At 69.8% G+C, this 24229-nt stretch carries 17 protein-coding genes and 3 pseudogenes; 15 read left to right on the forward strand and 5 right to left on the reverse strand.

The annotated features are described in order from the left end of the window. The first annotated feature begins 20 nt into the window (after positions 1-20). Both HET64_RS08385 and HET64_RS08390 read left to right on the forward strand, forming a co-directional pair. Positions 21-1175 (forward strand): Gfo/Idh/MocA family protein, encoded by a 1155-nt coding sequence (locus HET64_RS08385; protein ID WP_215103426.1) that lies wholly within the window; start codon positions 21-23, stop codon positions 1173-1175. Then, a pseudogene (locus tag HET64_RS08390) lies at positions 1172-1915 on the forward strand (DUF993 family protein); the annotation flags it as partial. The gene HET64_RS08385 and the pseudogene HET64_RS08390, both read left to right, overlap by 4 nt. A 109-nt stretch (positions 1916-2024) precedes the next feature. On the opposite strand, the gene HET64_RS08395 reads toward HET64_RS08390, so the two are convergent. Continuing rightward, positions 2025-5066, reverse strand: coding sequence for a Tn3 family transposase (locus tag HET64_RS08395; RefSeq protein ID WP_215103428.1), 3042 nt, complete (start codon positions 5064-5066; stop codon positions 2025-2027). 427 nt (positions 5067-5493) lie between these two features. Here HET64_RS08395 and HET64_RS40035 point away from each other — a divergent pair. The 4 genes and pseudogenes from HET64_RS40035 to HET64_RS08410 form a co-directional block, all read left to right on the forward strand. Continuing rightward, a pseudogene (locus HET64_RS40035) lies at positions 5494-5691 on the forward strand (YncE family protein); the annotation flags it as partial. A gap of 56 nt (positions 5692-5747) precedes the next feature. Beyond that, positions 5748-6017: a hypothetical protein gene (locus HET64_RS38905; RefSeq protein ID WP_251144987.1), complete on the forward strand. Its 270-nt coding sequence runs from the start codon at positions 5748-5750 to the stop codon at positions 6015-6017. 504 nt (positions 6018-6521) lie between these two features. Further along, complete coding sequence (locus tag HET64_RS08405; RefSeq protein WP_215103430.1) at positions 6522-7862, forward strand: lamin tail domain-containing protein; 1341 nt, start codon at positions 6522-6524, stop codon at positions 7860-7862. 606 nt (positions 7863-8468) lie between these two features. Next, a complete protein-coding gene (locus HET64_RS08410; protein ID WP_215103431.1) occupies positions 8469-10064 on the forward strand; it encodes a lamin tail domain-containing protein in 1596 nt (531 codons plus the stop codon). Between the two features lie 43 nt (positions 10065-10107). Here the strand turns inward: HET64_RS08410 and HET64_RS08415 are convergent, their stop codons facing one another. Beyond that, positions 10108-11478, reverse strand: coding sequence for a DUF1254 domain-containing protein (locus HET64_RS08415; RefSeq protein WP_215103432.1), 1371 nt, complete (start codon positions 11476-11478; stop codon positions 10108-10110). Positions 11479-11571: 93 nt separating this feature from the next. Between HET64_RS08415 and HET64_RS08420 the strand changes: the two genes are divergently transcribed. Continuing rightward, positions 11572-11730, forward strand: a complete 159-nt coding sequence (locus tag HET64_RS08420; protein WP_308369916.1) for a peptide deformylase — start codon at positions 11572-11574, stop codon at positions 11728-11730. 65 nt (positions 11731-11795) lie between these two features. Here the strand turns inward: HET64_RS08420 and HET64_RS08425 are convergent, their stop codons facing one another. Continuing rightward, on the reverse strand, positions 11796-12848 hold the full coding sequence (locus HET64_RS08425; RefSeq protein ID WP_308369918.1) for a site-specific integrase: 1053 nt from the start codon (positions 12846-12848) through the stop codon (positions 11796-11798). A 317-nt stretch (positions 12849-13165) separates the two neighbouring features. Here HET64_RS08425 and HET64_RS08430 point away from each other — a divergent pair. Both HET64_RS08430 and HET64_RS08435 read left to right on the forward strand, forming a co-directional pair. Beyond that, positions 13166-13579 (forward strand): annotated as a pseudogene (locus HET64_RS08430) (DUF993 family protein); the annotation flags it as partial. 104 nt (positions 13580-13683) lie between these two features. After that, positions 13684-14547: a sugar phosphate isomerase/epimerase gene (locus HET64_RS08435; RefSeq protein WP_308369919.1), complete on the forward strand. Its 864-nt coding sequence runs from the start codon at positions 13684-13686 to the stop codon at positions 14545-14547. Between the two features lie 114 nt (positions 14548-14661). Here the strand turns inward: HET64_RS08435 and HET64_RS08440 are convergent, their stop codons facing one another. Continuing rightward, positions 14662-15540, reverse strand: coding sequence for a polysaccharide lyase (locus HET64_RS08440; protein WP_215103433.1), 879 nt, complete (start codon positions 15538-15540; stop codon positions 14662-14664). A 449-nt stretch (positions 15541-15989) separates the two neighbouring features. Between HET64_RS08440 and HET64_RS08445 the strand changes: the two genes are divergently transcribed. Then, positions 15990-18005: a PQQ-binding-like beta-propeller repeat protein gene (locus HET64_RS08445; RefSeq protein WP_215103434.1), complete on the forward strand. Its 2016-nt coding sequence runs from the start codon at positions 15990-15992 to the stop codon at positions 18003-18005. Between the two features lie 58 nt (positions 18006-18063). On the opposite strand, the gene HET64_RS08450 is transcribed toward HET64_RS08445, so the two are convergent. Beyond that, positions 18064-18609 (reverse strand): GNAT family N-acetyltransferase, encoded by a 546-nt coding sequence (locus tag HET64_RS08450; protein WP_215103435.1) that lies wholly within the window; start codon positions 18607-18609, stop codon positions 18064-18066. Positions 18610-18770: 161 nt separating this feature from the next. On the opposite strand from HET64_RS08450, the gene HET64_RS08455 reads away from it, so the two are divergent. The 5 genes from HET64_RS08455 to HET64_RS08475 form a co-directional block, all read left to right on the forward strand. Then, a complete protein-coding gene (locus HET64_RS08455) occupies positions 18771-20027 on the forward strand; it encodes an ATP-grasp domain-containing protein (RefSeq protein WP_215103436.1) in 1257 nt (418 codons plus the stop codon). Continuing rightward, positions 20024-20857: a hypothetical protein gene (locus tag HET64_RS08460; RefSeq protein ID WP_215103437.1), complete on the forward strand. Its 834-nt coding sequence runs from the start codon at positions 20024-20026 to the stop codon at positions 20855-20857. The genes HET64_RS08455 and HET64_RS08460 overlap by 4 nt, the downstream gene beginning before the upstream one ends. Further along, positions 20854-21945 (forward strand): PLP-dependent cysteine synthase family protein, encoded by a 1092-nt coding sequence (locus HET64_RS08465; protein WP_215103438.1) that lies wholly within the window; start codon positions 20854-20856, stop codon positions 21943-21945. The genes HET64_RS08460 and HET64_RS08465 overlap by 4 nt, the downstream gene beginning before the upstream one ends. Further along, positions 21942-23003 (forward strand): dipeptide epimerase, encoded by a 1062-nt coding sequence (locus HET64_RS08470; RefSeq protein ID WP_215103439.1) that lies wholly within the window; start codon positions 21942-21944, stop codon positions 23001-23003. Before HET64_RS08465 ends, HET64_RS08470 begins: the two co-directional genes overlap by 4 nt. Continuing rightward, positions 23000-24229, forward strand: a 1230-nt coding sequence (locus HET64_RS08475; protein WP_215103440.1) for an MFS transporter, incomplete at its 3' end; no start/stop codon positions are given. The genes HET64_RS08470 and HET64_RS08475, both read left to right, overlap by 4 nt.

A 24229-nucleotide genomic window follows, 5' to 3' on the forward strand; every position in this document is an offset into this window, starting at 1 on the left:
AGAAGAAGGACACGCCAAAAATGTCCCGCAATGTCATCGGCATCGTCATGAACGGTGTCACCGGCCGCATGGGCTATCGCCAGCACCTGGTCCGCTCCCTCCTGGCCATCCGTGAACAGGGCGGCCTGCCCCTGGGCGACGGCACCGTCATCTGGCCCGAGCCCATCCTCGTCGGCCGTAGCGCCCACAAGCTGAAGGAACTGGCCGACCGGCACGGTCTGGAGCACTGGACCACGGACCTGGGCGAGGCCCTGGCCCACCCGGTCGCCCAGATCTACTTCGACGCCCAAGTCACCCAGGCACGGGAGCAGGCCATACGGACCGCGATCGCTGCCGGCAAGCACATCTACACCGAGAAGCCGACCGCCGAATCCCTCGACGCAGCCCTGGAACTGGCGCGGCTGGCACGCGCGGCGGGAGTGTGCAACGGCGCGGTGCAGGACAAACTTTTCCTCCCCGGCCTGCTGAAGCTCAAGCGGCTCATCGACAGCGGATTCTTCGGCCGGATCCTCTCCGTACGGGGAGAGTTCGGCTACTGGGTCTTCGAGGGCGATTGGCAGAGCGCCCAGCGTCCGTCCTGGAACTACCGGGCCGAGGACGGCGGCGGCATGATCCTCGACATGTTCCCGCACTGGCGGTACGTGCTCGACGGGCTGTTCGGCGAGGTCCGGTCCGTGTACGCGCACACCGCGACCCACATCCCCGAGCGGGTCGACGAGCAGGGACACGGCTACGCGGCGACAGCGGACGACGCCGCGTACGGCTTCTTCGAGCTGGAGGGCGGCATCACGGCCCAGATCAACTCCTCCTGGGCCGTGCGGGTGGACCGGGACGAGCTGGTCGAGTTCCAGGTGGACGGCACGGAGGGAAGCGCCGTCGCGGGCCTGCGCAACTGCCGCGTCCAGCATCGCTCGCAGACGCCGAAGCCGGTGTGGAACCCCGATCTGGCGGTGACCGAACCGTTCCGCGACCAGTGGCAGCAGGTCCCGGACAACGGCGCGTTCGACAACGGCTTCAAGGTGCAGTGGGAGCTGTTCCTGAAGCACGTGGTCACCGGCTCCGCGTACCACTTGGACCTGCTGGAGGGCGCCAAGGGCGTCCAGCTCGCCGAGCTCGGGCTGCGGTCCGCCCGTGAGGGCCGTCGGCTCGACGTCCCCGCGCTGGAGCTCCGATGACACTCGAACTGCGCCTCCCGGGCGGTGTCCACCGACTCCGGACACCGATCGCGCTTGACGCGCCCGACCGCCCGATCACTTCCCGCCGTGTCTACGCCGCCGCCCATGTGGTGGCCGATCCTCTGGGCCAGAACAGCCCCGGAGCGCCGGCGGCCGTCGACTGGGACGCCACGCTCGCCTTCCGACGGCACCTGTGGTCCCTCGGCCTGGGCGTCGCCGACGCCATGGACACTGCCCAGCGCGGAATGGGCCTTGACTGGCCCGCCACCCGTGAGCTCATCACCCGGTCCGGAACGGAGGCGCGCGCCGTCGGCGGGCTCCTGGCCTGTGGTGTCGGCACCGACCACCTCGCCGGGGCCGACCACACCCTGCGTGACATCATCGGCGCCTACCGGGCGCAGTTGGCCGTGGTCGAGGAGTCCGGCGCACAGCCGGTCCTGATGGCCAGCCGCGCGCTCTCCGCGGCGGCCAAGGGACCTGATGACTACCTTCACGTATACGGCGAGGTCATCGACTCGGCCGCGCAACCGGTGATTCTGCACTGGCTCGGCGACATGTTCGATCCGGCGCTGGCCGGTTACTGGGGCGGCGCGAGCCTGGACGACGCAACGGACACGGTGCTCGACCTGATCCGGGAGAACGCGCCGCGCGTCGACGGCATCAAGGTGTCTCTCCTGGACGCCGGCCGGGAGATCGAGCTCCGCCGGGCGCTGCCCGAGGGCGTACGCCTGTACACGGGGTGCCGTTAACGAGCGACGAACCAGGTGACAAGTAACCCGTCAGTAGCTGGATCGAAGACGGCCCCCTCGCCGGGACGCGGCGAGGGGGCCGAGTGGTGCGCGCTGGTGTTCAGGCCGCGGCCGGCTCCGGCTCAGGGTCGATGGGGGCGGCGACCGCGAGCTGGAGGCGACTGCCCATGTTCAGTCGTACCTCGCCGTAGGGCTGGATGTGCATCCAGAACAGCGGGGTCAGAGCCCGCTTGTCCTCGTCGGTGAGGACGTCGGCCCATTCTGGGTCGGCAAGCATGTCCTGGATCATCAGGGTGTTGACGAAGACGAGCGCGGTTTGCAGGAGATGCAGCGCGAGAACGGAGAGTTCTTGCTGGTCGCGGCGGTTGGAGGAGAGTTCGCCGCTCTTGCCGAAGAAGATGATGTCGTTGGCGCCGTTCCAGCCCTCGACGACATTGAGGCCCTCCTGGATCTCGCGCTGGAGGTCGCGGTCGCGCAGGTAGCGGGCGACGAAGATAGTCTTCTGTGCCCGCCCGACTTCGAGCATGGCCTGGTAGACGGGGTGGGATGCGGTGCGGGTGAAGCGCCGCAGGATGGCCTCGGTGGAGGCGGTGCCGACCCGGATCGCGGTGGCGTACTTGATGAGCTGGTCGTAGTTGTTCTCGATGACGTCCCAGCGGATCGGGCGAGTCATCGCGTCGGCGAGGTTGTCGTAGGTGTCCTCGTCCTCGCGGCCGGGCCGGTACAGCTTGACCTTGTTGATCTGCTTGATGCGGGGCAGCAGGTCGTAGCCCAGGAGCCTGGTCAGTCCGAAGCCGATTTCCGACTGGCCGTGCGAATCGACGTAGTTGCCCTCGGTCTGCATGGTGGTGGCGTGCCGCATCATGCCCTCGATCGCGGCGGAGACCTCGGAGGCCGTGCAGTTGAGAAGCTGGCTGTGAATGGCCATCGAGCCTTTTTCGATGTGCCAGTAGACGAGCACTCCGCGGCCCCCGTACCGGGAGTGCCATTCGGTGAAGATGTTGCGGTCCCAGGCTCTGAAGTGCGTGGAGTCGGAGGCCACGGTGGTGGTGCCCTGGCCCCACACGGTCTCGGAGCGGGCGGCGAAGGTGGCGTTGGCGATCTCGACGCCGGCGGCCTTGAGGCCGACGGCGGTCAGGTAGCGGCGGGCGGTGTAGCGCAGGTCCTCCTCGCTGTGTCCGTGGGCGCCGGCGGCGACCGAGCTGATCCCCGAGTTGGTGCCGTACGCGTACGCGATCAAAAGCAGGCGTTCCAGGAGCTTCGCCTCGTCGATCGACTCCCTCGTGCCGACCGGGGCGAGGGCCTTGAGCATTCCGGTGCGCAGGGCGGCCTCTTTGAGGATGTCGATGAGGGCGACGGTGCCCCATTTCTTGCGGATCGCCTTCTTGAGCTTGCGCAGGTTCTTCGGCTCTTTCTGCGGCTCGGGCTCGGTGAACTTGATCGCCCCGTTGCGGTGCTTTCCGCTGATCGTGACCCATGGCAGCTTCGGGAGCTTGGTATCCAGGGCGCCGAGCTCGGCGCGCATCTCGCTCTGGAGCTGGGCGGTGAAGACCTTGCCGTCGCGCGGCTTGTTGAGCTTCTCGTAGTACTCCGCGCGCCTCATCTCGAAGTCGTCGGGCAGGTCGTCGTCGGGGTTGCGCCACTTGTCGGCGCCGGTCACCCAGATCTCCTTGCAGCGCAGCCTCTCGCGCAGGGCCTGGAAGACGCACGCCTCGTAGACCGTGCGCATGACGCGCTTGGGCCCCTTGTCGGGGGTGAAGATCGCGAACTCCATCCAGTCCTTGCGCACCACGCCGTCCAACGGGATGGTCTCGCCGAGCGGCAGGTAGGTGGTGGAGGAGTCCTTGTGCCGCCCGATCAACTTCAGGGCGTCGATGACGGGCTTGTGCCGGTGATTGGAGGAATGGAACTCCAGCACACCGAGCAGCTTCATCAGCCCGCTGCGGTAGTGGTTGCTGTAGGAGGACCTGAACACCTCCCGCTTGTTGCGGGCGAACTCCGCGTTGGTGGCCTTCAGCTCCGCGACCAGGTCTTTCAGCGTCTTCTCCCCGCCGGCGGCCGGGTAGATGACCTCCTTCACCGAGCCCTCGGGGGCGCCGAGCGATGCGGCGGCGATCTTCCCGAGAAGCCCGGCCTTGCCCCTCACCTTCGTGAACTCGGCGACGAACGCCTCGGTCACCTTCTTCTCCGCCCGCGCGTTGATGCGGTGCACGGTGGAGTTCAGCAGCTCCACCAGCGTGTCGGTGATCTCCCGCTGCCGCTGGAACAGCAGCGCCGCGAGCAGGACGTGGCGTACGGGGGCGTCGAAGCGGCGCAGGTGGCTCGGGGAGGATGCCGAGGCCCGTGCCCGCCAGGCGTTGACGACCCGCACGCCGATCCCGGTGAAGGCGTCGGCCGGGACGGCGACGGCACCGACGTGCTTGAGTTTGGTGGTCTCGTCCAGCAGCGAGTTGAGGCTGACGTTGCCCGGATGGGCCTTGATCTGCGAGAGGACAGCTTCGACGTCCTCCTCGTCGCCATCCGCGGTGTCGCCGTCGTCGCTGTCCTCGTCGGCGCCCTCGGTTGTGGTGTCGCCGGGCAGGTCGGTGAAGACCAGTGCGTCGAGCCGCTGCGGACACCCCTCGGCCCGCGCCAGGCGGGCGGCGACCTCGGCGACGGCCCGCTCGTCGGCCTGGTGCAGCGCGGACTTGAGGATCGCGGTGATCTGGTCCGGGGTCGGAGGCTCGATCAGTTCGGCCCGCATGTACCGGTACAGCTCGATGCGGACCTGTTCGTCGCGCCGCTCGTCGTGCCAGATCGCGTCCACCAGGTGCGAGACGGTCTTGGTGGTGTCCGTCTGGCTGCATTCGTGCCAGCCGGTCGCATCCCGGATCTCACTGCGGTGCCGCTTCGCGGCCCGGGAGGTGAGGTCGTAGAAAGCCAGCTCCGAGGCCGGCACCCCGGTCTGCTTCGCGAGGTGCTCGACTGCGTCGTCGGGGAGTTCGTGCCGTGCCTTGGGAAACCGCCCGCGCCAGGTCAGGAACTTGAGCTGAACGCTGAAGCCCAGCCTCGTGGCCCCCGCCTTGTTCCGTAACCAGCCCGCCTCGTCGCTGCCCAGGGTGAAGTGGTCCACCACCCCGTCCAGACCCAGGTCCCGCCCCACTGCATGGCCCCTTTCGCCCGCCCCGCGTGATCAACTCTCGGGCTGGACGGTAGAGCCGCCGACGCAGGGCGGGCGCGGATATCGGTGAAGCATCCCGGCCGGGCGGGCGGACCTGGTACAAGTGCTGGCTTCTACGGAAGAAGGCCTCTCCGTAGTACTCGCCGAAAAACAACGGATATCGCTGACCTGCACTGATGCGACTCCAATCCTCGTGGAGCCGACGGATCGGTCCGGTCCCGTGGTTCCGGCCTCGTGGTTGCCCGACCTGCGACAGGGGCGGCGAACTCCCGGGCGGCGGCGGGCGGCAGGTTGACGCCCCCTTGGAGGAGGTGCTCGACGAGGGCCTCGCCCGCGCCCTCGTCCCGTGATCGACACGGTCACCGGGACCACCGTGGCCACCATCCCCACCGAGGACACACCCTCCGGCGTGGCGCTCTCCCCCGACGGCGAGCACGCCTACGTCACCCACACCGACCCCGCGAAGCTGACCGTCATAGACACCGACACCAACACGGTGACCGTCACCTTCCCGGTCGGGACCTCCCCCTTCGACGTCGCCGTCAGCCCATCGGGCACCCAGGCGTACGTCGCCGACCTCGACGCCGACAGCGTCCGGGTCGTGGACCTGGCCACCCGGGCGACCGTCGCGACGATCGCCGTCGGCGGTGCACCTCGACCATCGTGCCCGGCATCACCTCGGGCACCTTCGGCGGCACCTTCCACGTCCCCAACCGCAGCTGCCTCACCCTCGCCGGCGCGGGCACCTCGACCTCGACCATCACCTGGAACACCGGACAGAACAGCACCCTGTCCCTGAACTTCACCACCACCATCGTCGGAGCCGTCTACACCTCCGTCCTGACCGGCCCCGCCACCGACGTCCTCCTGTGCACCCTGGGACTGGGCACCGTCTCCGGCATCCACACGGTGGGCGTCATCACCTTCGTGTGAACAGGGTTCGAGGACGCCCGCGGACCCGCTTTCGGTGCGCGGGCCCGCAGGGGGTCACGGTTCGTACACCCGCACCGGCGCCCGCACCGGGTCCACGCAGACGCAGTCGCCGCACGGTCGCCTGCGGCCGGTCATCCCAACAGGGCTGCCGGGCAGGGGAGTTCGCCACCGACGCGCCCCTCCGCCCGTCTTCGTCGCTTTATGTTCCGTCCTGATGACACGGAGGCATCGGGCGTGGACACTACGAGAGGCATGTACGCGCGGCGACCCCCGGGAGGGCCTGGCGGTCGCCTGTGAACAGGGGAGTCGCACATGGCCTACAAGGAAATAACCTCGGCGGATGGTCGGGTGACGATCACGGTGCCGGACGGACCGGTGCAGGCTGGGCAGCCTTTCACCCTCCGGGCGCGTATACCGGCTCGCGGGGACGGCACGCAAATCGGGGATCTGGTAAGGGAGCTGTATTTCAGCGTCTACACCGGTGACCGCGCGGTGGGTAACTGCGTGGCCTTCGCCGACACGGTCACGGCCGGCCCGGTGCCGGGGTGGTTGTACAAGCGGGACGACCCGCAGCCGGAGGGAGACCTGTTCGGGCAGACCGGCTGGTACCGGGGCCGGGAGAAGCCGGCCCGTTCGGTGGACGTCACCATGACGGCGACGGTGAACAAGGCCGGTGTCTTCGATGGCTGGTGCGAGTGGGGGTTCGACGACAACGAGCGCTACGGCAGGGAGGCGGTCATGCTGGGCTTCCCGCTGGCGGTGGAGTCCGCGGCCACGGGAATCGCGATCACCAACGTGTTCTACAAGGGCCAGGTCAAGTCCACCCAGGCCGATGAGTACGTCGAGATCACCAACCAGAGCACCGAGGGCCGGGACCTGACGGGGTGGAAGGTGAACGCCGGGGACAGTGGCCAGGACTTCGTCTTCCCTCAACTCGTGCTGCATGCCGGAAAAAGCTGCCGGATCTACACCAATGAGACACACCCTGAGTGGGGCGGATTCTCCTTCGGGTCAGGCCGGTCCATCTGGAACGACACCGGCGACACCGCCGAACTGCACGGTCCCGACGGAACCCTCGTCTCCGCCTACAGCTATGGCAGCCAGGCCCCGTCGACCCCGGCCGAGTCCGGACCGCCGGTGCCCGACCCGGTGGCCACGGAGCGGATCCCGTCGATCACCGTGCTCCGCACCTCCGGCCGCTGGATCTACACGGTCGTCTCGGGCGGCCGATGGGTGGAGTTCCACGACACCCAGATACTTCGCACCGGGGATGTCGCCGCCGACGCCGCCGGCAAGGCCACCGGCCGGTGGGCCAAGACCCTGCCCCGCACGTTGTGGCAGGGCCCCGTCGTCGTCGGCGTCGCCCAGGACCCCGCCACCCTCGACGGGGCCCCCACACCCGCGCCGACATACGTGTTCGTCCAGGGCGACGACATCGCCTACGTCACCGACCAGGCGCTCGTCGAGCACGTCGGCTTCGACGTCCGATGGCCGGATGTGAGGAAGTGGCTGAACGGTGCTCCACTCCAGGCCCTGGGACCCACCCAGGACGCCGGCGGGAAACGCAAATACCTCGCCCTCTCCGGGGACCGCTACGCCTTCTTCGTCGACAGCGGCGTGGTCGAGACGGGAAGCATCGCCACCAAGTGGCCCTTCCTGCCCGCCGCCTTCCGGGCCGACGTCGACTCCGTCACCGTCGTGCCCGAGAGCCCCCGCTGGAAGTACCTGGTCACCAAGGGGGACCAGGTCCTCTTCTTCACCGACGCGGGCATCGCCGAGGGGCCTCGCCCCATCTCCGCCAAATGGCCGCATCTGTGGACCTGGATGCACAACGACGGCCGATAGACACACCCCGGGAGGAGTGCTCTGTCCCGGGACGTAGTTCTTGGGGCGTGCGGAGCGCCCGGGAACCCTGTCCCGGGCGCTCGGCCCCTCGACCGGCCCGGAACCGGGTCGCGGCGGTCGCGCCCGGAAGGTGGGGGCGTGGGACGTCCCACCGTCCCGCGACCGGTGACCTGTGCGGGCAAGGGCCCCGTCGCCCGCGCAGGTCCGGCACGAACAGGCCGATGGGGTGTCGGAGGTCCTCACCGGCGGGAGGGGTCCCGCGTCCCGACCTCCGGTTCGGCTCCGGGTCAGGCGTCGGTGTCCCGGCCGGTGAGGCCCGGCTTCACCGGGACGCATCCCGTGCCCACGGTGTTCGTGACGGTGTCGAAACGACGGCGACCTCTCCGGCTGATCAAGGTGGTCACACGACGTCTCGTGCCGATGACGGTGGACGGCGTCGGCAGGTGGCCGCTCGCGATCGATCGCCGCTCTTGTGGGGACGGCCGGTGTGCTGTGACCATGTCACCGGACGTGTTCGGGTCGGTACTCGTTTTCGCGGGCGGTGTCCGCGAACGTCACGGCCCGGGACGCGTCGGGGTTCGTCCGACGACGGAGAGGAATGACCGCGTGCCGACCGCGACCATCACCGGAACGTTCGCCATCGGAATCCAATCGGGCATGTACTCGACGCCGGAGAGCGTCGCGGGGCAGAACACCGACCGCATGACCTGGGGGACGCCACCGCCGGGCGGGTCGCCCAAGTCGTACCGGTTCACCGGCCGCACCACGGAAATCCCCCTGGACGGCTCGGAGTTCCTCCTGGGTACCATCACCCACGAGGACCACCCGATCACCGACCCGCCGATCCAGTTCGATTTCACGATGACCGTGCGGTTGTCCCTCCCCGACGGCGGTGGTCACGACTTCCGCTACCCGATCGTGCACTCGGACCGGGACTACGGCGACCCGGGCGATCCCGAGAACGCCTCCTTCGACGCGCAGAGCAGGACCCGGGACACCGTCGACATGGGCGGCGGCCTCTACGAACCGGTGATCACGCGCCTGGTGCCCGTGGACGAACTCGAACGCACCTCGGCGGTCTACGCGGGCGCCTTCTGGGATTTCCCCCCGAGCGGCCCCGGCGGCTCCTTCTGGGTGATGGCCACCATGTGCCTGCCGAGCAACAACGACGCACGGCCGCGCATCGACACCGTGCGGTACAAGGGTTCGGCCGCGGGCCAAGCCGACGAGTACGTCGAGATCTCCAACCCGTACACCGGACTGGTCCAACTGGAGGGCTACCGGCTGAGCGCCGGCGACTCCGGCCAGGACTTCGTCTTCTCCCACAACGATTACCTGCACGGCGGACACCGGTTACGCGTCTACACCAACGAGGACCATCCCGAATGGGGCGGCCACTCCTTCGGCATCGGCCGCTCGATCTGGAACGACAAGGGCGAGGTCGCCGAACTCCGCACCGCGCGCGGCGACCTCGTCTCCCGATACGCCTACGGCGACCAGGCCGCCACCGCCGAAGAGTCGGCGGTCCCCTCCGACCGCCTCCCCGCGATCGCCATCGTCCGGCGCTCCGGCTGGGTCTACACGGTCCTGTCGGGTGGGAGATGGGTCGAGTTCGACGACCGCCGGATCCTGCGGACGGGCGACATCGCCGGGGCCTCCGGCCGCTGGGGCGCCGTCCTGCCGCCCGCCTTCCTGCGGGACGCACCCGTCGGCGGCGTCGTCCAGGACCCGGCCACGCTCTCGGGCGGGACCGGGGATCCCGACATCCACGTGTTCGTCGAGGGCGACGACGTCGTGTTCGTCACCGACGACGCGCTCCTGGAACAGGACACGATCTCGGGGAGGTGGCCGGCCGTGCGGAACTGGGCGGCCGCCGCCCCGCTGCAGGCCCTCGCCCCCGCGCGCCCGACCACCGGCCCGGTGAAGTACCTGGCGCTGACCGGGGACGAGTACTGCTTCTTCACCGACGCCGGCCTCCTGGAATCCGGCCGGATCGCCGAGAAATGGCCGTTCCTCCCGGCGGGCTTCACGCGCGACATCGACGCCGTCGCCCTCGTTCCCGAAGCCCCGCGCTGGAAATACCTGTTCGCCAAGGGCGGCGACATCCTCTTCCTCACCGACGCCGGCATCGCCGAAGGACCCCGCAGGATCTCCGCCAAATGGCCGCACCTGTGGACCTGGATGCAACAAGGCGGCCGATGACACCCCACCACCGTCCCGCGCGGGGAGACGACGAGGATGCCGGTCAGTGGGTGCGTTGGACGCGGGGTGGTGTCCAGGTGGCGTCGAGGATGGGCTGTCGGGGCCAGTAGGCGCGGATGTACAGGGAGAACGCGCCTTCGGGGGCGGGCAGCCAGTTCTCGGTGGGGGCGCCGTCGGGCGGGGTGTGGCCGGCGTACAGGGTCAGTGATCCGTCCGGCCCGTGCACCAGGTCGGGGTTCTTGGTGCCCAGGGAGTATCGGCCCAGGTCGTTCTCGTAGTAGAAGTGGTGCTCGTTGTAGAGGGTGACGGAGAAGAAGCCGTCCACGGGCGGCAGTTCGCCGGCGTCGAACCGCACCGTGTAGGCGTGGGCGCCTTCGAGTTGCGCGCCGTCGATGTCGGTGTCGGTGAACAGGTACTTCGTCTCCTGCGGCGTGTTCTCGAACATGTTCGAGCGGGCGAGCGCGGTGCGGGTGAGGTAGTCGGTGCCGAACGCCGAGTTGTTCGTGGGGGAGTACCACTTGTTCCCGGCCGCGGGACCGTTGTACTCCCACCGCAGCAGCGGCGTGACGATCTCCTTCTCGGTCTCGCGGGCGACGTCGACCAGCGCCCGTTTGACCTCCGGTGAGGCGTCGGCGGCGGCGAGGAGGTCGCGGAACTGCCGGTACAGGGCCTCCTCGCCGGGAAGCGGCGGCACGCCGTCCAGGACCTCGGGCAACCGGTCGAAGAACGCGTCCGGGTCGACCCAGCGGATCTCGCCGTCGCCGGCGGCCTCGGGGACCGGGAAGGTGGGCACGTTCGCCCAGTCGTCCTTCCTCATCGTGCCGTCGAACTCGTCCAGCGGGTAGATCGTGACGTACGGCAGGAGTTCCATGACCCTCGCCCGGTCCTGGGCGGTGTCCTCGATGAACACCCGAGGGCAGAACGCCGCCAACGCGGTCGTGGACCGGAACGATCCGGTGATGCCCTCGGGGAGGTCGCCGGCCCAGTTCGGGCCGAGCACGGCGTAGAACCCGGGCGCGGTGCCGTACTGCTTGCCCAGGCGCGCGAAGGAGTCCGTGCGGTGGTCCCACGCGGCCGCGACCCAGAACCGGTCGCCGAAGTCGGGAATCTGGAACACGGCCGGCTGCTCGTCCAGGCTCCCGAACCCGAACCCGTACAGCACGTCCTGGTTGGTGCAGGCCACGAACCGCTGCCCGGCGGGGATGTAGTCGGTCATCATGCACACCCGACCCAGCGGCGCGTTCGGCAGCACCCCGCCCCGCAGGCCGGGCTCCGACACCGACGTCAACGCGGTGCGCCGGTTGATCATCGACACCATGGGCCAGCCCCACACGTACGCGATCCGGCCGACCGCCCGCACGAACGACTCCGGCATCCGGGCCGGAGAACCCACGCCCACACTCTTCGACGACATCGCAGCCCCTTCCAACCTCCACGCCAACGGACGATTCGACGCTAATCGCGCGACGCCCGACCGGCGACCGGGCATCCGTCCACACCACCCGCGGTGACGACGGTGTACGAACGCGGGCTCGCGCGGCTCGTGGCACACGAGATCGACCATCTCGACGGACTGCTCTACACCGCCCGGATGCGGCCCGGAGTCGAACCGATCCCCGTCGAGGAATACCGGCAATCCGGCCGGTCCTGGGCCTACGACTCTTAACCGACCCGCCTGGTCGCGGTGTCCTCCGGCAAGAAGTAGCCCCGCATGCCGGGCCCGGTTGACTCTCAGCCCCGGCGACGTACCGCAGGGTCGCGTGCGGCGACGTGCCGGGCGACCGCGTCGACGCCGGGGCGTGCGTACCGCTCCAGGGAGCGGACGGAGGCGTGGCGGGAGCGGGCCAGCAGCATCGGGGTGGAGGTGCCGCCCTCGGCATCGTGGGTGAGCGCACTGTGGCGGAGCCGGTGCAGCGTCCAGCCGTCCAGGTCTTCGATGTCCTCGGGTGAGGCGAGCGGGTTGGCCAGCAGCCTGGTGTTCTCCTCGAAGATCTCCTCGGCCCGCCGGTAGGAGAGCCGCGCCCGGCCGGTCTCCGGGCACACATCGAGGGTTGGCGTCCCGGCCGGTGCCTTGCGGCCGGTGAGGAACAGCGGGCCACGACTGCGGCCCGCGATCAGGCGGGGCAGCAGTTGGGCGGTGCCGGATTGCCAGTGAATCCACTCGGTCGCGCCGCCCTTGGCCAAGGTCCGGCCGCGCTTGTCGCCCGGGTGCAGGTCCTCCACGTTCAGGCACAGCACCTCATCGGCCCGTGCGGCGGACTCGTAGAGCATCTTCCACTGCGTCTTCTCCCGGAGCCCGACGTCCAGGCGCCACAGGCCGGCGATCTGGTTCTCCGCCAGGGCCTTGGTGCGGTCCGGTGGCGCCGGCCGCCGCTCGATGCCGATCGTCGGATCGCCTGCGATCCAGCCCTGGCGCTGCCACCAGCCGATCGTCTTGCGCGCGATGGACAGCTCCCGATTGACGGTGTCGGCGTCCATCTCGTCCGCCCGCGCCGCCGCCAGCTCGGCCAGCACCTCGGGCAGCGCCGGGTCGTCGATCGCGGCGACGGGGAAGACGGGCGGCTTCGCGCCCCGGCGGGCGGGTCCGGTCGGCGCCGGTTCGCCGACGAACATCCACCCCCACGTCGTCAGCGAGATCCGGTAGATCCGCGCGGAGGACTTCGCGATGCCCGCACCAGTGAGGTACCGCTCGACCGCCGCGGCGTACGACGCCGGAGCGGCGGACAGGGGCACCACCCGGGCGCGCGGCAACCGAAGCGCGCCCCCGCCTCCGAGTTCGGTCACTGGTTCGATCGTCACGTCCGCCCCGCCTCCCGGAACTGCCGCAGTAAATGCGTACACCTCACCCCGGCGGCCGGAATGCCCCGCCGCAGGTCGCGATGATCACGGTAGAGGCTCCGCCGCAGTAAATCCGGCATTTACTGCGGCAACATGCTGACGGGGCGCCAGGGCCCAGAAGTCCGATAAGCCGACCTCGAAGCGGAATCACTGCTACCGCTATCCGCTGCTCGATTCGTCCTCACCCCGAGCAAGCGGCCGACCGTCACGTTGACTACAGAGTGCTACTTGTCACTTGGTTCGCCGCTCGTTAACGGCACCCCTACACGGGTGACGACTTCAACTACCCCGAGCTCGTACGGGGGGACGAGGCCGGTCACAGCGACGCGCTGCTGGGGGTCTTCGACCCCATCGCTCCGGTCGCGGCTGCCGCGCTGCGTGCCCTGGACGCGGACGACACCGAGCGGTACGACGCGCTGATGACCCCGACGCTGCCCCTGGCTCGGCATCTGTTCGCAGCTCCGACGTTCCACTACAAGACCGGGGTGGTCTTCCTCGCCTGGCTGGCCGGCCATCAGAACCACTTCACCATGGTCGCCGGCGCCCAGAGCAACCGCTCCGTTCCTCATCTGACTGAACTGTTCCGGCTCGCTGACGCGGCCGGCATCCTTCCTAACCCGGAGCTCGCCGTCCACCGGATGCGCCAGTTCCTCTCCCTGGCGGGAGTGGACGCGTGAACGCCGCTCTTGGGCGCCTGTCGCTCAATCAGATCACCACCAAGCGGTGGAGTCTCGCCGAAGCGGTCTAGGGGTGCGTTGACGCCGGCGTCCCGGCGATCGGCCTGTGGCGGGACAAGGTCGCGGAAACGGGAGTCGCCGAGGCGGCGAAGCTGGTCCGCGACGCAGGCTTGGCTGTCAGCAGCCTCTGCCGCGGCGGCTTCCTCACCGTCGATGGACCGGACGCGCACCGGGCGGCCCTCGCGGAGAACTTCGCGGCGCTGGAGGAGGCGGCGCTGCTCGGCACCGACACCCTCGTCATGGTGGTGGGCGGCCTACCGGAAGGCTCACGCGATCTCGTGGGCGCCCGGGCTCGCGTCGCCGATGTGATCGCCGAACTCGCTCCGCACGCCGACGACGTCGGGGTGCGTATGGCGATCGAGCCGCTCCACCCCATGTTCTGCGCGGACCGGGCCGTCGTGTCCACCCTCGCCCAGGCGCTGGACATCGCCGAGCAGCACCCGGTGCACCAGGTGGGCGTGGTCGTCGACAGCTACCACGTGTGGTGGGATCCGGAGCTTCCGCGACAGATCGAACGTGCGGGACCGCGTATCGCCTCCTATCAGGTCTGCGACTGGACCTTGCCCCTGCCAGCTGACGCCCTCCTGGGTCGGGGCCATGTCGGGGACGGACACATCGACTTCCGCACTCTTACCCAGCAGGTCGCCGAGGCTGGCTACGCGGGGTGGATCGAGGTCGAGATCTTCAACGAGCAGATCTGGGACACCCCCCGGCGATCGGACCCTCCAGACGGTCGTCGAACGGCACCTGGCCCACGTGGCCGGTCGATGAAGTCCGTCGTCATCGCCCCGGAATCCTCCAAGCGAACCGTCACAGCAGCGCAGACGGACCGGGCCAGCTCCCCGCACCGCATCCCGCGGGCAGCGAAGGCCCTCGCCGGAGACGTTTCCGGCAAGGGCCGAGACTGAGCCGACACCTCGCCGGAGGGCCGCTCAAGGTGGCACCCATCGGCCCGCCGACCCGACCGGACGAGGTCGACCTAGCCCCGGTGGTGGTTCGAAGTGCCGTGCCAGTACGCGCTGTCAGTCCAGGTCGGTCACCGTGACAGAGTCGATGTGGACCGTGGCGACGGAGACGCCGATCGGGAAGTCACGGCCCTTGGCCGGGTTCCAGGACGGCCGGTAGATGCCGACCTTGAAGTAGGGCTCCTTCGGCTGGTGGAAATTGTTCTCCCCGGAGTCGTTCACCAGTTGTCGGCCGTCGCGGCACACCCGCAGAGCCCCTGCGTGGCCAGCGGTGGACCAGTCGATGTCGAACGTCCAGTTGTTCCACCTGCCGAGGCTCACGGTGCCCAGACGGTACTCGCGTCGTACGGGCTTGGTGTCGGTCGGGTTCTCCAGGTGGAACACGCTCAGCAGCCACTCGGAATTGCGCACGGAGAGCGCGATAGGCGGATTGGTGTTGGACCCGTCGGACAGTGGCTTGCCGTGCCACTGCGCGACGACGGTGTCGAAGTTGGTCCGTTCCCAGTCTGCGGGCAGGTAGTTGGAGAAGCTGAAGCGGTACGCGCCGTAGCCCATGGCGTCGTTCGCCACTTCCGCTCGCCACGACTTGCCGTCCCCGGGCACGGTGAAGCGCCCCGACTGCTTGCCCGCCAGCGCCGGTGAGGTGGCAGCGGTGATCGAACTGCCGGCTTCAGCGCCGTCGTAGCGGTGCTTGACGAAGTTGAAGTTCTCCGCCGAGCCCTCGAATCCGTCGCTGAAGACGGTCCTCCCGTTGACGGGGGCCGTGCACGAGGAGGGAAGAGCCGACGGGGCGGCCGGCGCGGTCGCGGCGCCGAAGGCGACCGGTGTCAGAGCAGTCGCGCCCGCGACGAGGGCCGTGGTGCAGATGAGACGCGTTCGGCGGGATGGGCGACGGCGGTTCCCGTGGTGGGCCGCGGTGGAACGGGTGAACTTCATGGAGCTCCTTCCAAGGAGCGGTGAGAGATGGGCCGACCGTGCCGGGCGTACCTGTCGCCAGAGGCAGGTGATGGGTCGGCGGGCATCGACGTCGTCCGGTTCTTTCGTGCCGGACCGACGTCGCCCATACGGGAGTCGGGCGTGGTCGACCAGGTGGGGGACGTCCCGATTACCGACGGGCGATGGTTTCGTCCGTGGCCTTCGAGGCGATGGCTGCGGATGCTTCCACGGCTCGCGGAGGGCGGTCAATGGCCTGGACGAACATGCTTTAGTCATTGACAAAAGAACGGGGGGCTGACTAGTTTCCGCCCCAGGCTTCAGGCCCGGATCGCGAGCCTCTCTCCGCCGTCGGACCTGCTCTGGAGTGCTGCTCCTCGTGGCACAACGAGGGTCATGGGCCGTACGACGGCCGTCCCGCCGACCTCGTCCCCCTGTCATCAAGGAGACCTATGCTCCGTCAACCGCCCCCGAGCAGGCGCCGCATTCTGCAGATCGCCGGTGCGGGCGGGCTCGCTGCCGCCGTTGTGACAGCGGGGGCGTCCTCCGCGACGGCTTCGCCCGCGCGGGAGCCCCGTACGACGGTCACCGACCTGGGGCCCGCCGTCGTCCAGTTCTCCTTGATGAGCGGGTTGCTGGTCGGTGACACTCTCTACATCGGATCCCGCAACCTGGAGCCGGCCCGGGTGATCGGCTTCCATGTGCCGAGCCGGAAGGTGGTGTCCCGCACGGATCTGCCTGCGGGGTCCACGGTCGCGGCGCTTGCCGTGGATCCGACGGGCCGGTTCCTGTACGCCGGAGTCCTGAGCAAGGCCAAGGGCAAGCCCAACCTGTTCCGGTGGGATCTGGCGAGTCCGGACAAGCCTGCCGAGCCCCTCGGGAAGATCGGCGCCGAGCCCAACGTCCGTGATCTGGCCGTCGCCCCGGACGGAAAGGTCTACGCGGTGGGCGGCAACCCCGGCATCCCGCCCGCCCTGTGGGAGTACGACCCGTCCACCGGTGCCCTCGTCAGTCTGGGCGTGCCCGATCCGAAGGCCACCCTGGCACGGGCCGTCGCGGCCACGGAGACCACCGTCTACTTCGGGGCGGGGAGCATGCTGGCCGGCGGGGGTGACACGAGCAAAGCCTCGTTGTTCGCCTTCGATCGGGCCGCGAAGAGCTTCACCTCCATCGTGCCGAAGGAACTGGAGGGTGACCCGTCCCTCCGGGAGCTGGCTGTCGTCGGTGACCGCTTGGTGATCGGCACCTCCGGGTCGGGCGAGCCCGCGAAGCTGGCCGTGATGGACCAGGCCAACCCTTCTTCGTACACCGTGGTCTCCGCCGGCGGGAACATGGTCAAGACCATGACCTCCGACGGGGAGCAGGTGTACTTCACCGACGAGTCCGGCCTGCACGCCTACTCCATGGCTTCGAAAACGGTCTCCCGCGTTGAGTTCGACGGGCCGGAGCTGGGCGAGGTCTGGGGCGTGGACCACCGTGACGGCAAGCTGCTGGTCGTTTCCGCCTACGGCTTCGTGGCGGAGATCGACCTGGCGGAGGGCACGTCGGTGGTTACCGATCTGGCCGGGGCGGGTGCCACCGTCGGGCCGCAGTTGGGCATGGGCATCGCCGCCGGTGGGGGCTACGTATACGTCGGAGGCACCGGGGCCATCGCCCGCCACGACACGCGCACCGGCGCGGTGGTCAACTTCGCCGTGCCCGGCGAGGCGAAGGACGCCGATGTCGTAGACGGGGTGCTGTACACCGGCCAGTACAACGCGCAGGGAATCTGGGCCTACGACCCCACCGACGGTAAACCCCCGCAGCGGGTGGCGAAGTTCGCGAGCGAGCAGAACCGCCCGCTGGACACCTGCTGGGACCCGTGCAACGGACTCCTGCTCGTCGGCGTCCAGTCCGACACCGAGGGCGGCGGATCCCTGTGGATCTACGACCCGAGGACCGGCCGGTCGGCCATCCACACCAATCCCGTCGACGATCGGCAGCTCGTCCGCGCGGTCGCCACCCGTGAGGGCGTCGCCTACCTCGGCGGCGACAACATGCAGGATCAGGGCCCCCGCGCCACGGTCGTCGCCTTCGACCCGGTCCGCGGTCGGGAACTCTGGCGCATCGACCTGCCGCAGAGCTGGGGCGTGGCCGCGATGGCAGTCCGGGACCGGCACCTCTACGGGCTGTCCAAGCGGGGGGAGTTCTTCGTCGTCGACCTGCGGGTCCGGCGTGTGGTGCACACGGCCGACCTGAAGGGCATCTCGCCCGGGTTCGCCGCCATGGTTACCAACCGGGGCACCGTCTACGGAGTGTCGGACACCACGCTCTTCCGGTTCGATCCCCGGACCTTCGCCGTCAGCACCGTGGTGGCGGACATCAATGGCGGTTGGTACAGCGGCCCCCACCTCAACCGGGACGAGCGCGGCATGCTCTACACCCTCAGGGCGACAGACCTGGTGCGGATCGACGACCGGGTGCGTTGACGTGCTGCCCGCCCCGGCTTCCGGCGTTTGGCGGAAGCCGGGGCTTCGCCGTTCCCGCCTATGGCAGCGGAATCTCGAAGTGCACGGTGCCCACCCCCGGGCCGTGCTCCCCGGTCGTGCGGGCGTCGAAGATCTCCTTGGCCACACTGCGCCAGAACGCCTCGGCGCCCTCGACGTTGACGTTGGTGTGCAGGTAGACGCAGTCGTAGCCGGGGGTCTCGGCGGCGAAGGCGCAGGCCCGGTCCACCAGGGTGCGAGCCAGGCCGTGACGCCGGTGGTCCGGGCGCACGTAGACGCGTACGAGCTGCGCGGTGGTGCCTGAGGGGTAGCGCTCGGCGAGCCAACGGGGGTGTGGCGGATGGGACGGTCCCACCGACCGGATGCCTGTCGTGGCGACGACCTCGCCGTTGTGCAGGGCGACCATCAGCACATGGCGCGGGTCATCCACATAGGTGCTCTCGATGTGGATGACGTCCTGGTGCCACGCGGGCACGTAGCCGTATCCGAAGTCCCGGTAGAAGGTGTCGAGCATGACCCGGCGGGCGCCTTCGGCGTCGGCCGAGGTTGCGGGGCGCACGGTGTAGGGGTGTGAGGGGCGGTGCATGGGCTCTCCTGTGAACGCCTGCGGTTCTGCGTGGGGCACGACGAAGCCCCACCCGCTAGGTGACAATGAAAACGATTATCGATAGTGTCCTGCTTGGTCAAGTGACGACACGGTCGCCATGACCGCTGAACGCCTCAATCGCGCTGTGTCAAGGGGAGAACGTGGCTCATTTGCTGATGGTCGAGAGCTGGGTCGGATCCATGAGCAGACTGTTGCCGCGGGCCGTGCGCGAGGCCGGCCACGAGTTCACCTTCCTCACCCGTGACCTGCACCACTATCTGCGTTCCGCCCCCGAGGGCACGGCGCATCCGCTCCTCGCGGCCCGCCATGTGCTCACCACCGAGACCAACGACACCGACGCGCTTCTGGACTTCGTCAAGAAGGCCCACGCATCGCTGCGCTTCGACGGCGTGATCACCTCCTGCGACTACTATCTCCCGACAGCCGCCCGGATCGCCGGCATGCTGAGGCTGCCCGGCCCCACGCCGGAGGCCGTCGGGAACGCGTGCCGCAAGGACGCGACCCGCCGGGTCCTGGCCGGGGCCGGCGTGCCGGGGCCGCGTTTCGCGGTGTGCGCGGACTGGGCCGAAGCCGCCGCCGAGGCCCGCGACATCGGCTACCCGCTGGTGCTCAAGCCCGTGGACCTGTGCGCCGGGATGTTCGTCCGCCGTGTCGACGACGAGGCCGCGCTGGCGCACGCCTACCGCGCCCTCGCCGCCTTCCCCGTCAACGCCCGCGGGCAGCGCCGCGCACCCGTCGTACTCATCGAGGAGCTTCTCGACGGGCCGGAGGTCAGCGTCGAGACCGTGTCGTTCGGCGGAGCCGTGCACGTCATCGGCGTCACCGACAAGAGCGTCGGCGGCGCACCCGCCTTCATCGAGACAGGACACATGTTCCCGGCCGCCCTGGACGCCGCGGACACCGAGGCCGCGGAGCAGACCGCGCGCCGGGCACTTGAGGCCCTCGGCCTGGACGAGGTCGTCGCTCACACCGAGATCAAGCTGACGGCCGACGGGCCACGCCTGGTCGAAGTCAACCCCCGGCCGGCCGGCAACCGCATCACCGAGCTCGTACGGCACGTGACCGGCATCGACCTCGCCGCCGCCTGCGTGGACGTGGCGCTCGGCCGCGAGCCGGACCTGCGCCGTCGTGCCACCGGACTGGCCAGCGCGGCGATCGGCTTCCTGGTGCCGGACCAGGACGGAGTTCTGGAGACCGTCGACGGCGCGGAAGTGGTCCGCGAGGCACAGGGCCTGCTCGAACTCCAGCTCGCGGACCCCGGCAGGGCCGTCAGGGCCGCAGGGAGCAACAACGACTACCTCGGCCACGTCATGGCGGGCGACAGCCGTGGCCCGGGCGCCCGCGCGAGTGTCGACGTCCTCCTCGCACAGCTGAGCCCCCGGGTGGCGACCCGATGACCGCCCTCACCGGCGCGGGCCCCGTGGCCACCTCGTACGACGATCTCGCAGAGCGCGTCCTGGCCGGTGTCCTCGGCCCTGACCCGCGCTTCCTGCGGATCTCGGTGGCCTTCACCACCCGGCAGGCGGTCCGGCACGTGGGCCGCGGCTCCGGTTACCGCAACGAAGTGCTCAGTCTGCGTCTCGGCGCATCCGTGGGCTCCTGTGCCGTGGAGCCCGGGGAACTGCCAGAGGGTGCCGCCGAGGACTGCGTCGGCGCGGACGTCGCCGGCCTGCTGGCACACCAGCTGACGCCGGTCCGCGTCGCCGCTCTCGACGCGTACCTGATGCACGTGCTGCCGCACGGCCCCGCCCAGGGCGCCCAGCCCTGCCGACTGCCCGCCGGTACGTCGCTGGAGAAGTCCCGGGCGCGCGCCGAGGCCGTGGTCGGGCTGATCGACGCCGCGCCGGGAGCGACGGTGCTCATGGTCGGCGTGGTCAACTCGCTGCTGGAGGCCCTGCGGTCGCGCGGACTCGTGTACATCCCCTGCGACCTCAAGGGCGGTACGACCGAATGGGGGGAGCCCGTACGCACCGACGCCCTGGCGGAGCTGGAGCGCTGCGACGCGGTCCTGGCCTCCGGCATGGTCCTCGGCAACGGCAGCTTCGAACCGCTCCGTCAGCACGCCCAGCACCATGGCACGCCCCTGGTGATGTTCGCGCAGACCGGCAGCGCGGTCCTGCCCCGCCTGATCGGCTCCGGCGTCACCGCCGTGTGCGCGGAGCCGTACCCCTTCTTCTGGCTGGACGGCGGCCCGGGGACCATCCACCGCTACAGGAGCACCCTGTGACCACGGCAGTCCTACCGACCGCGAAAACCAGGGGCAACCGGGGACTCCTCGACCTGCTCGGCCGGACCCCGCTCGCCCACGTCACCGTGGACCTGCCGTGCCCGCAGCCCGGATTCTGGGCCAAACTCGAAGGACTCGGCGTCGGCGGCATGAAAGCGCGGGCGGCCGTCTCCATGCTTCTGGGCGCAGAGAAACGCGGTGAACTGCGCCCGGGCGCACCCGTGGTGGAGTCCACCTCCGGGACGCTCGGCATCGGACTGGCCTTCGCCGGGCAGGCCCTCGGCCACCCGGTCGTGCTGGTCGGCGACATCGAGCTGGAGCCCTCGATGCGGCAGCTGCTACGTGCTCACGGAGTCCGGCTGGAGCTCGTCGACCGTCCGGCGGCCGAAGGCGGCTGGCAGGCCGCCCGGCTGGCCCGGCTGCACGAACTACTGACACGGCTACCGGGCGCGTACTGGCCCGACCAGTACAACAACCCCGACAACACCGCCGGTTACGCCTCCCTCGCGGCCGAACTGACCGACCGGCTGGACCACCTCGACGTACTGGTGTGCAGCGTCGGAACCGGCGGGCACAGCGCCGGGATCATCGGCCCGCTCCGGCGCCGCTGGCCCCGCCTGCGGCTCATCGGCGTGGACGCCACCGGCTCGACCATCTTCGGCCAGCCCGCCCGCGTCCGGCTGATGCGGGGCCTGGGCAGCAGCATTCATCCTCGCAACGTCGCCTACGAAGCCTTCGACGAGGTGCATTGGGTCGGGCCTGCCGAGGCCGCCGACGCGTGCCGACGGCTGGCCCGCTCCTCCTTCGTCAGCGGAGGCTGGAGCACCGGGGCCGTCGCGCTCGTCGCCGCCTGGGCCGCCCGCGTCCACCCGGGTGCCGTGGTCGCCACGGTCTTCCCCGACGGTCCGCACCGCTACCTCGGCAGCGTGTTCGACGACGACTTCGCCGCCACTCATGGCATCGACCCGGCCACCGCCGCCACGCGTCCCGTCGAGATACCGCACCCCACCTCCGTGGAAGTCACCGGCTGGGCCCGGTGCGGCGCGGTCACCGACCCGGTCGCCGCGATCCGGGAAGAGAGCCCGTGAAGGCAGCCCAGCGCACCGTGCGCCTCGAACTCACCGAGCCGCTGCGCATATCCCGCTCCACCATGTCGGCCCGCGAGGCGGTCTGGCTCACCATCGAGCACGAGGGACTGCGCGGTCACGGAGAGGCCGTCAGCAGCGTGTACTACGACCTGGACGCCAAGACCCTCGGGCGGCTGCTGCACACGCGATCCCTGTGGCTGACACGCTTCAGTGACCCCGAGACCGCCCTGGACGACCTTCGGGCCGGCGCCGCAGGGTCCGCCGATCCTCCCTCCGTGGCCGCGGCCGTAGAGGCAGCACTCCTCGACCTGGTCGGCAAGCGCGCGGGAGTCCCCGTGCACCGACTCCTGGACCCTTACGGATCGCCGCCCTCCGTCGCGACCGCCCGCACCATCGGCATCACCACACCGGAACGAGCAGCAGAGCAGGCGAGACGCCTGGTGCGGGACGGCTTCTCCATCCTGAAGCTCAAGGCCGGCGCGGCGCCGGACCCGGCCGAGGACCTGGCCCGCGTACGGGCCGTCCGCGACGCCGCCCCCCACACCCGGCTGCTGCTGGACCCCAACGGAGCGTGGACCGTCCAGGAGTCCGAGCGACTGCTGCCGCTCTACGCCGAGTTGGGCGTAGAGGCCGTCGAGCAACCCCTGCCCCCCGGCGACCCCGAGGCGCTGGCACAGCTCGCGGAACGGTCGCCGTTGCCGGTCATCGCCGACGAGGACGCGATCGGCTTCGAGGACGCCCGCCGACTCGCCGGACGCGTCCACGGCATCAACGTCAAACTCGCCAAATGCGGGGGAGTGGGCGCCGCACTCCGCATCGCCGAACTGATCGCGGGCACCGGAACCGAGCTGATGCTCGGCTGCCTGACAGCCAGCACCCTCGGCATCGCCCCCGCCGTCCACATCGCCGACCGCGCCCGCTGGGTCGACCTCGACGGTCACCTGCTGCTCGCCGCCGACCCGTGGGCGGGCATCGGCGGCAACGACGGCACGGTACGCGTCGGCCGCGGCCCGGGCCTCGGCGTGCGCCGGCGCGACGCCGAGGAGCCTCCGGCATGAAGACCTGGCACGAGATACGCGCATTCCCACCCGCGATACGGCTCCTCCTCGTCAACCAACTGGGCGTCAACACCGGCTTCTACCTGCTGATCCCGTACCTCGCCCTGCACATGAGCGAGAACCTCGGGATGTCGGCGGCCGTCGTCGGCATCGTGCTCGGCGTGCGCAACCTCAGCCAGCAAGGGCTGTTCCTCATCGGCGGAACGGCATCCGACCGGCTCGGAGCGCGCGGCGTCATCATCACCGGCTGCGCCCTGCGCACCGTCGGCTTCGGCCTGTTCGCGCTCGGCGACGGACTTCCCGTGCTCCTCGCCGCTTCCGTCCTCAGCGGCCTGGCCGGGGCACTGTTCAACCCGGCGGTGCGGGCCTACCTCGCCCTGGAGGCGGGGGAACGCAAGGTGGAGGCGTTCGCCCTGTTCAACCTCTTCGCCACCACGGGCGCCCTGATCGGGCCGCTGCTCGGCAGCGCCCTGCTGCTGGTCGACTTCCGTGCCTCGGCGCTCACCGCCGCAGGGATCTTCGCTGTGCTCACCATCGCCCAGGCACTGGCACTCCCGGCCCGTCACGTCACGACGACCGGGAACAGCGTGATGGCCGACTGGCGCGAGGTGATCGGCAATCGGGGCTTCGTGGCCTTCGCCCTGGCCATGGTCGGCATGTTCACCCTGGAGAACCAGCTGTACCTGCTGCTCCCCGACGGGGCACGACGGGCGACCGGCTGGGAAGGCGCGGCAGGACTCGTCTTCCTCGTCGGCACCCTCACCCACCTCGGTCTCCAGCTGCCGATCACTCGCGCACTGAAGGGACGGGGAACCAGAGGGCGCTGGATCAGCGTCGGACTCACGCTGATGGCCCTCTCCTTCGTCCCGCCGATGACCCTGGCGGGCCACGGCACGCCCCCGGAAGGCCTGGTGGAGACAGCATGGCGCGCACTGCCCGTGCTGGGCGGCGCCGTGCTGCTCCAGTTGGGCGTGATGACTGCCCAGCCCTTCGTGATGGAACTGATCCCAGGCTTCGGCAGGCCCGAGCTGACCGGCACCTACTTCGGCCTGTTCTACGTGCTCTCCGGCATCGCCGCCGCCGTCGGTAACACGGTCATCGGCTGGGCCATGGACACGGGGGACCGCACGGCTTCTCCCTGGCTGCCGTGGGCGTGCTGTCTGGCCTTCGGCGTCGCGTCCGCCGCCGGCGTCGCCTGGCTCAACCGTCGCCGGGTCCTCCCCGCC

The organism is Streptomyces sp. McG3 (assembly GCF_018619185.1).
Taxonomy (GTDB): domain Bacteria; phylum Actinomycetota; class Actinomycetes; order Streptomycetales; family Streptomycetaceae; genus Streptomyces.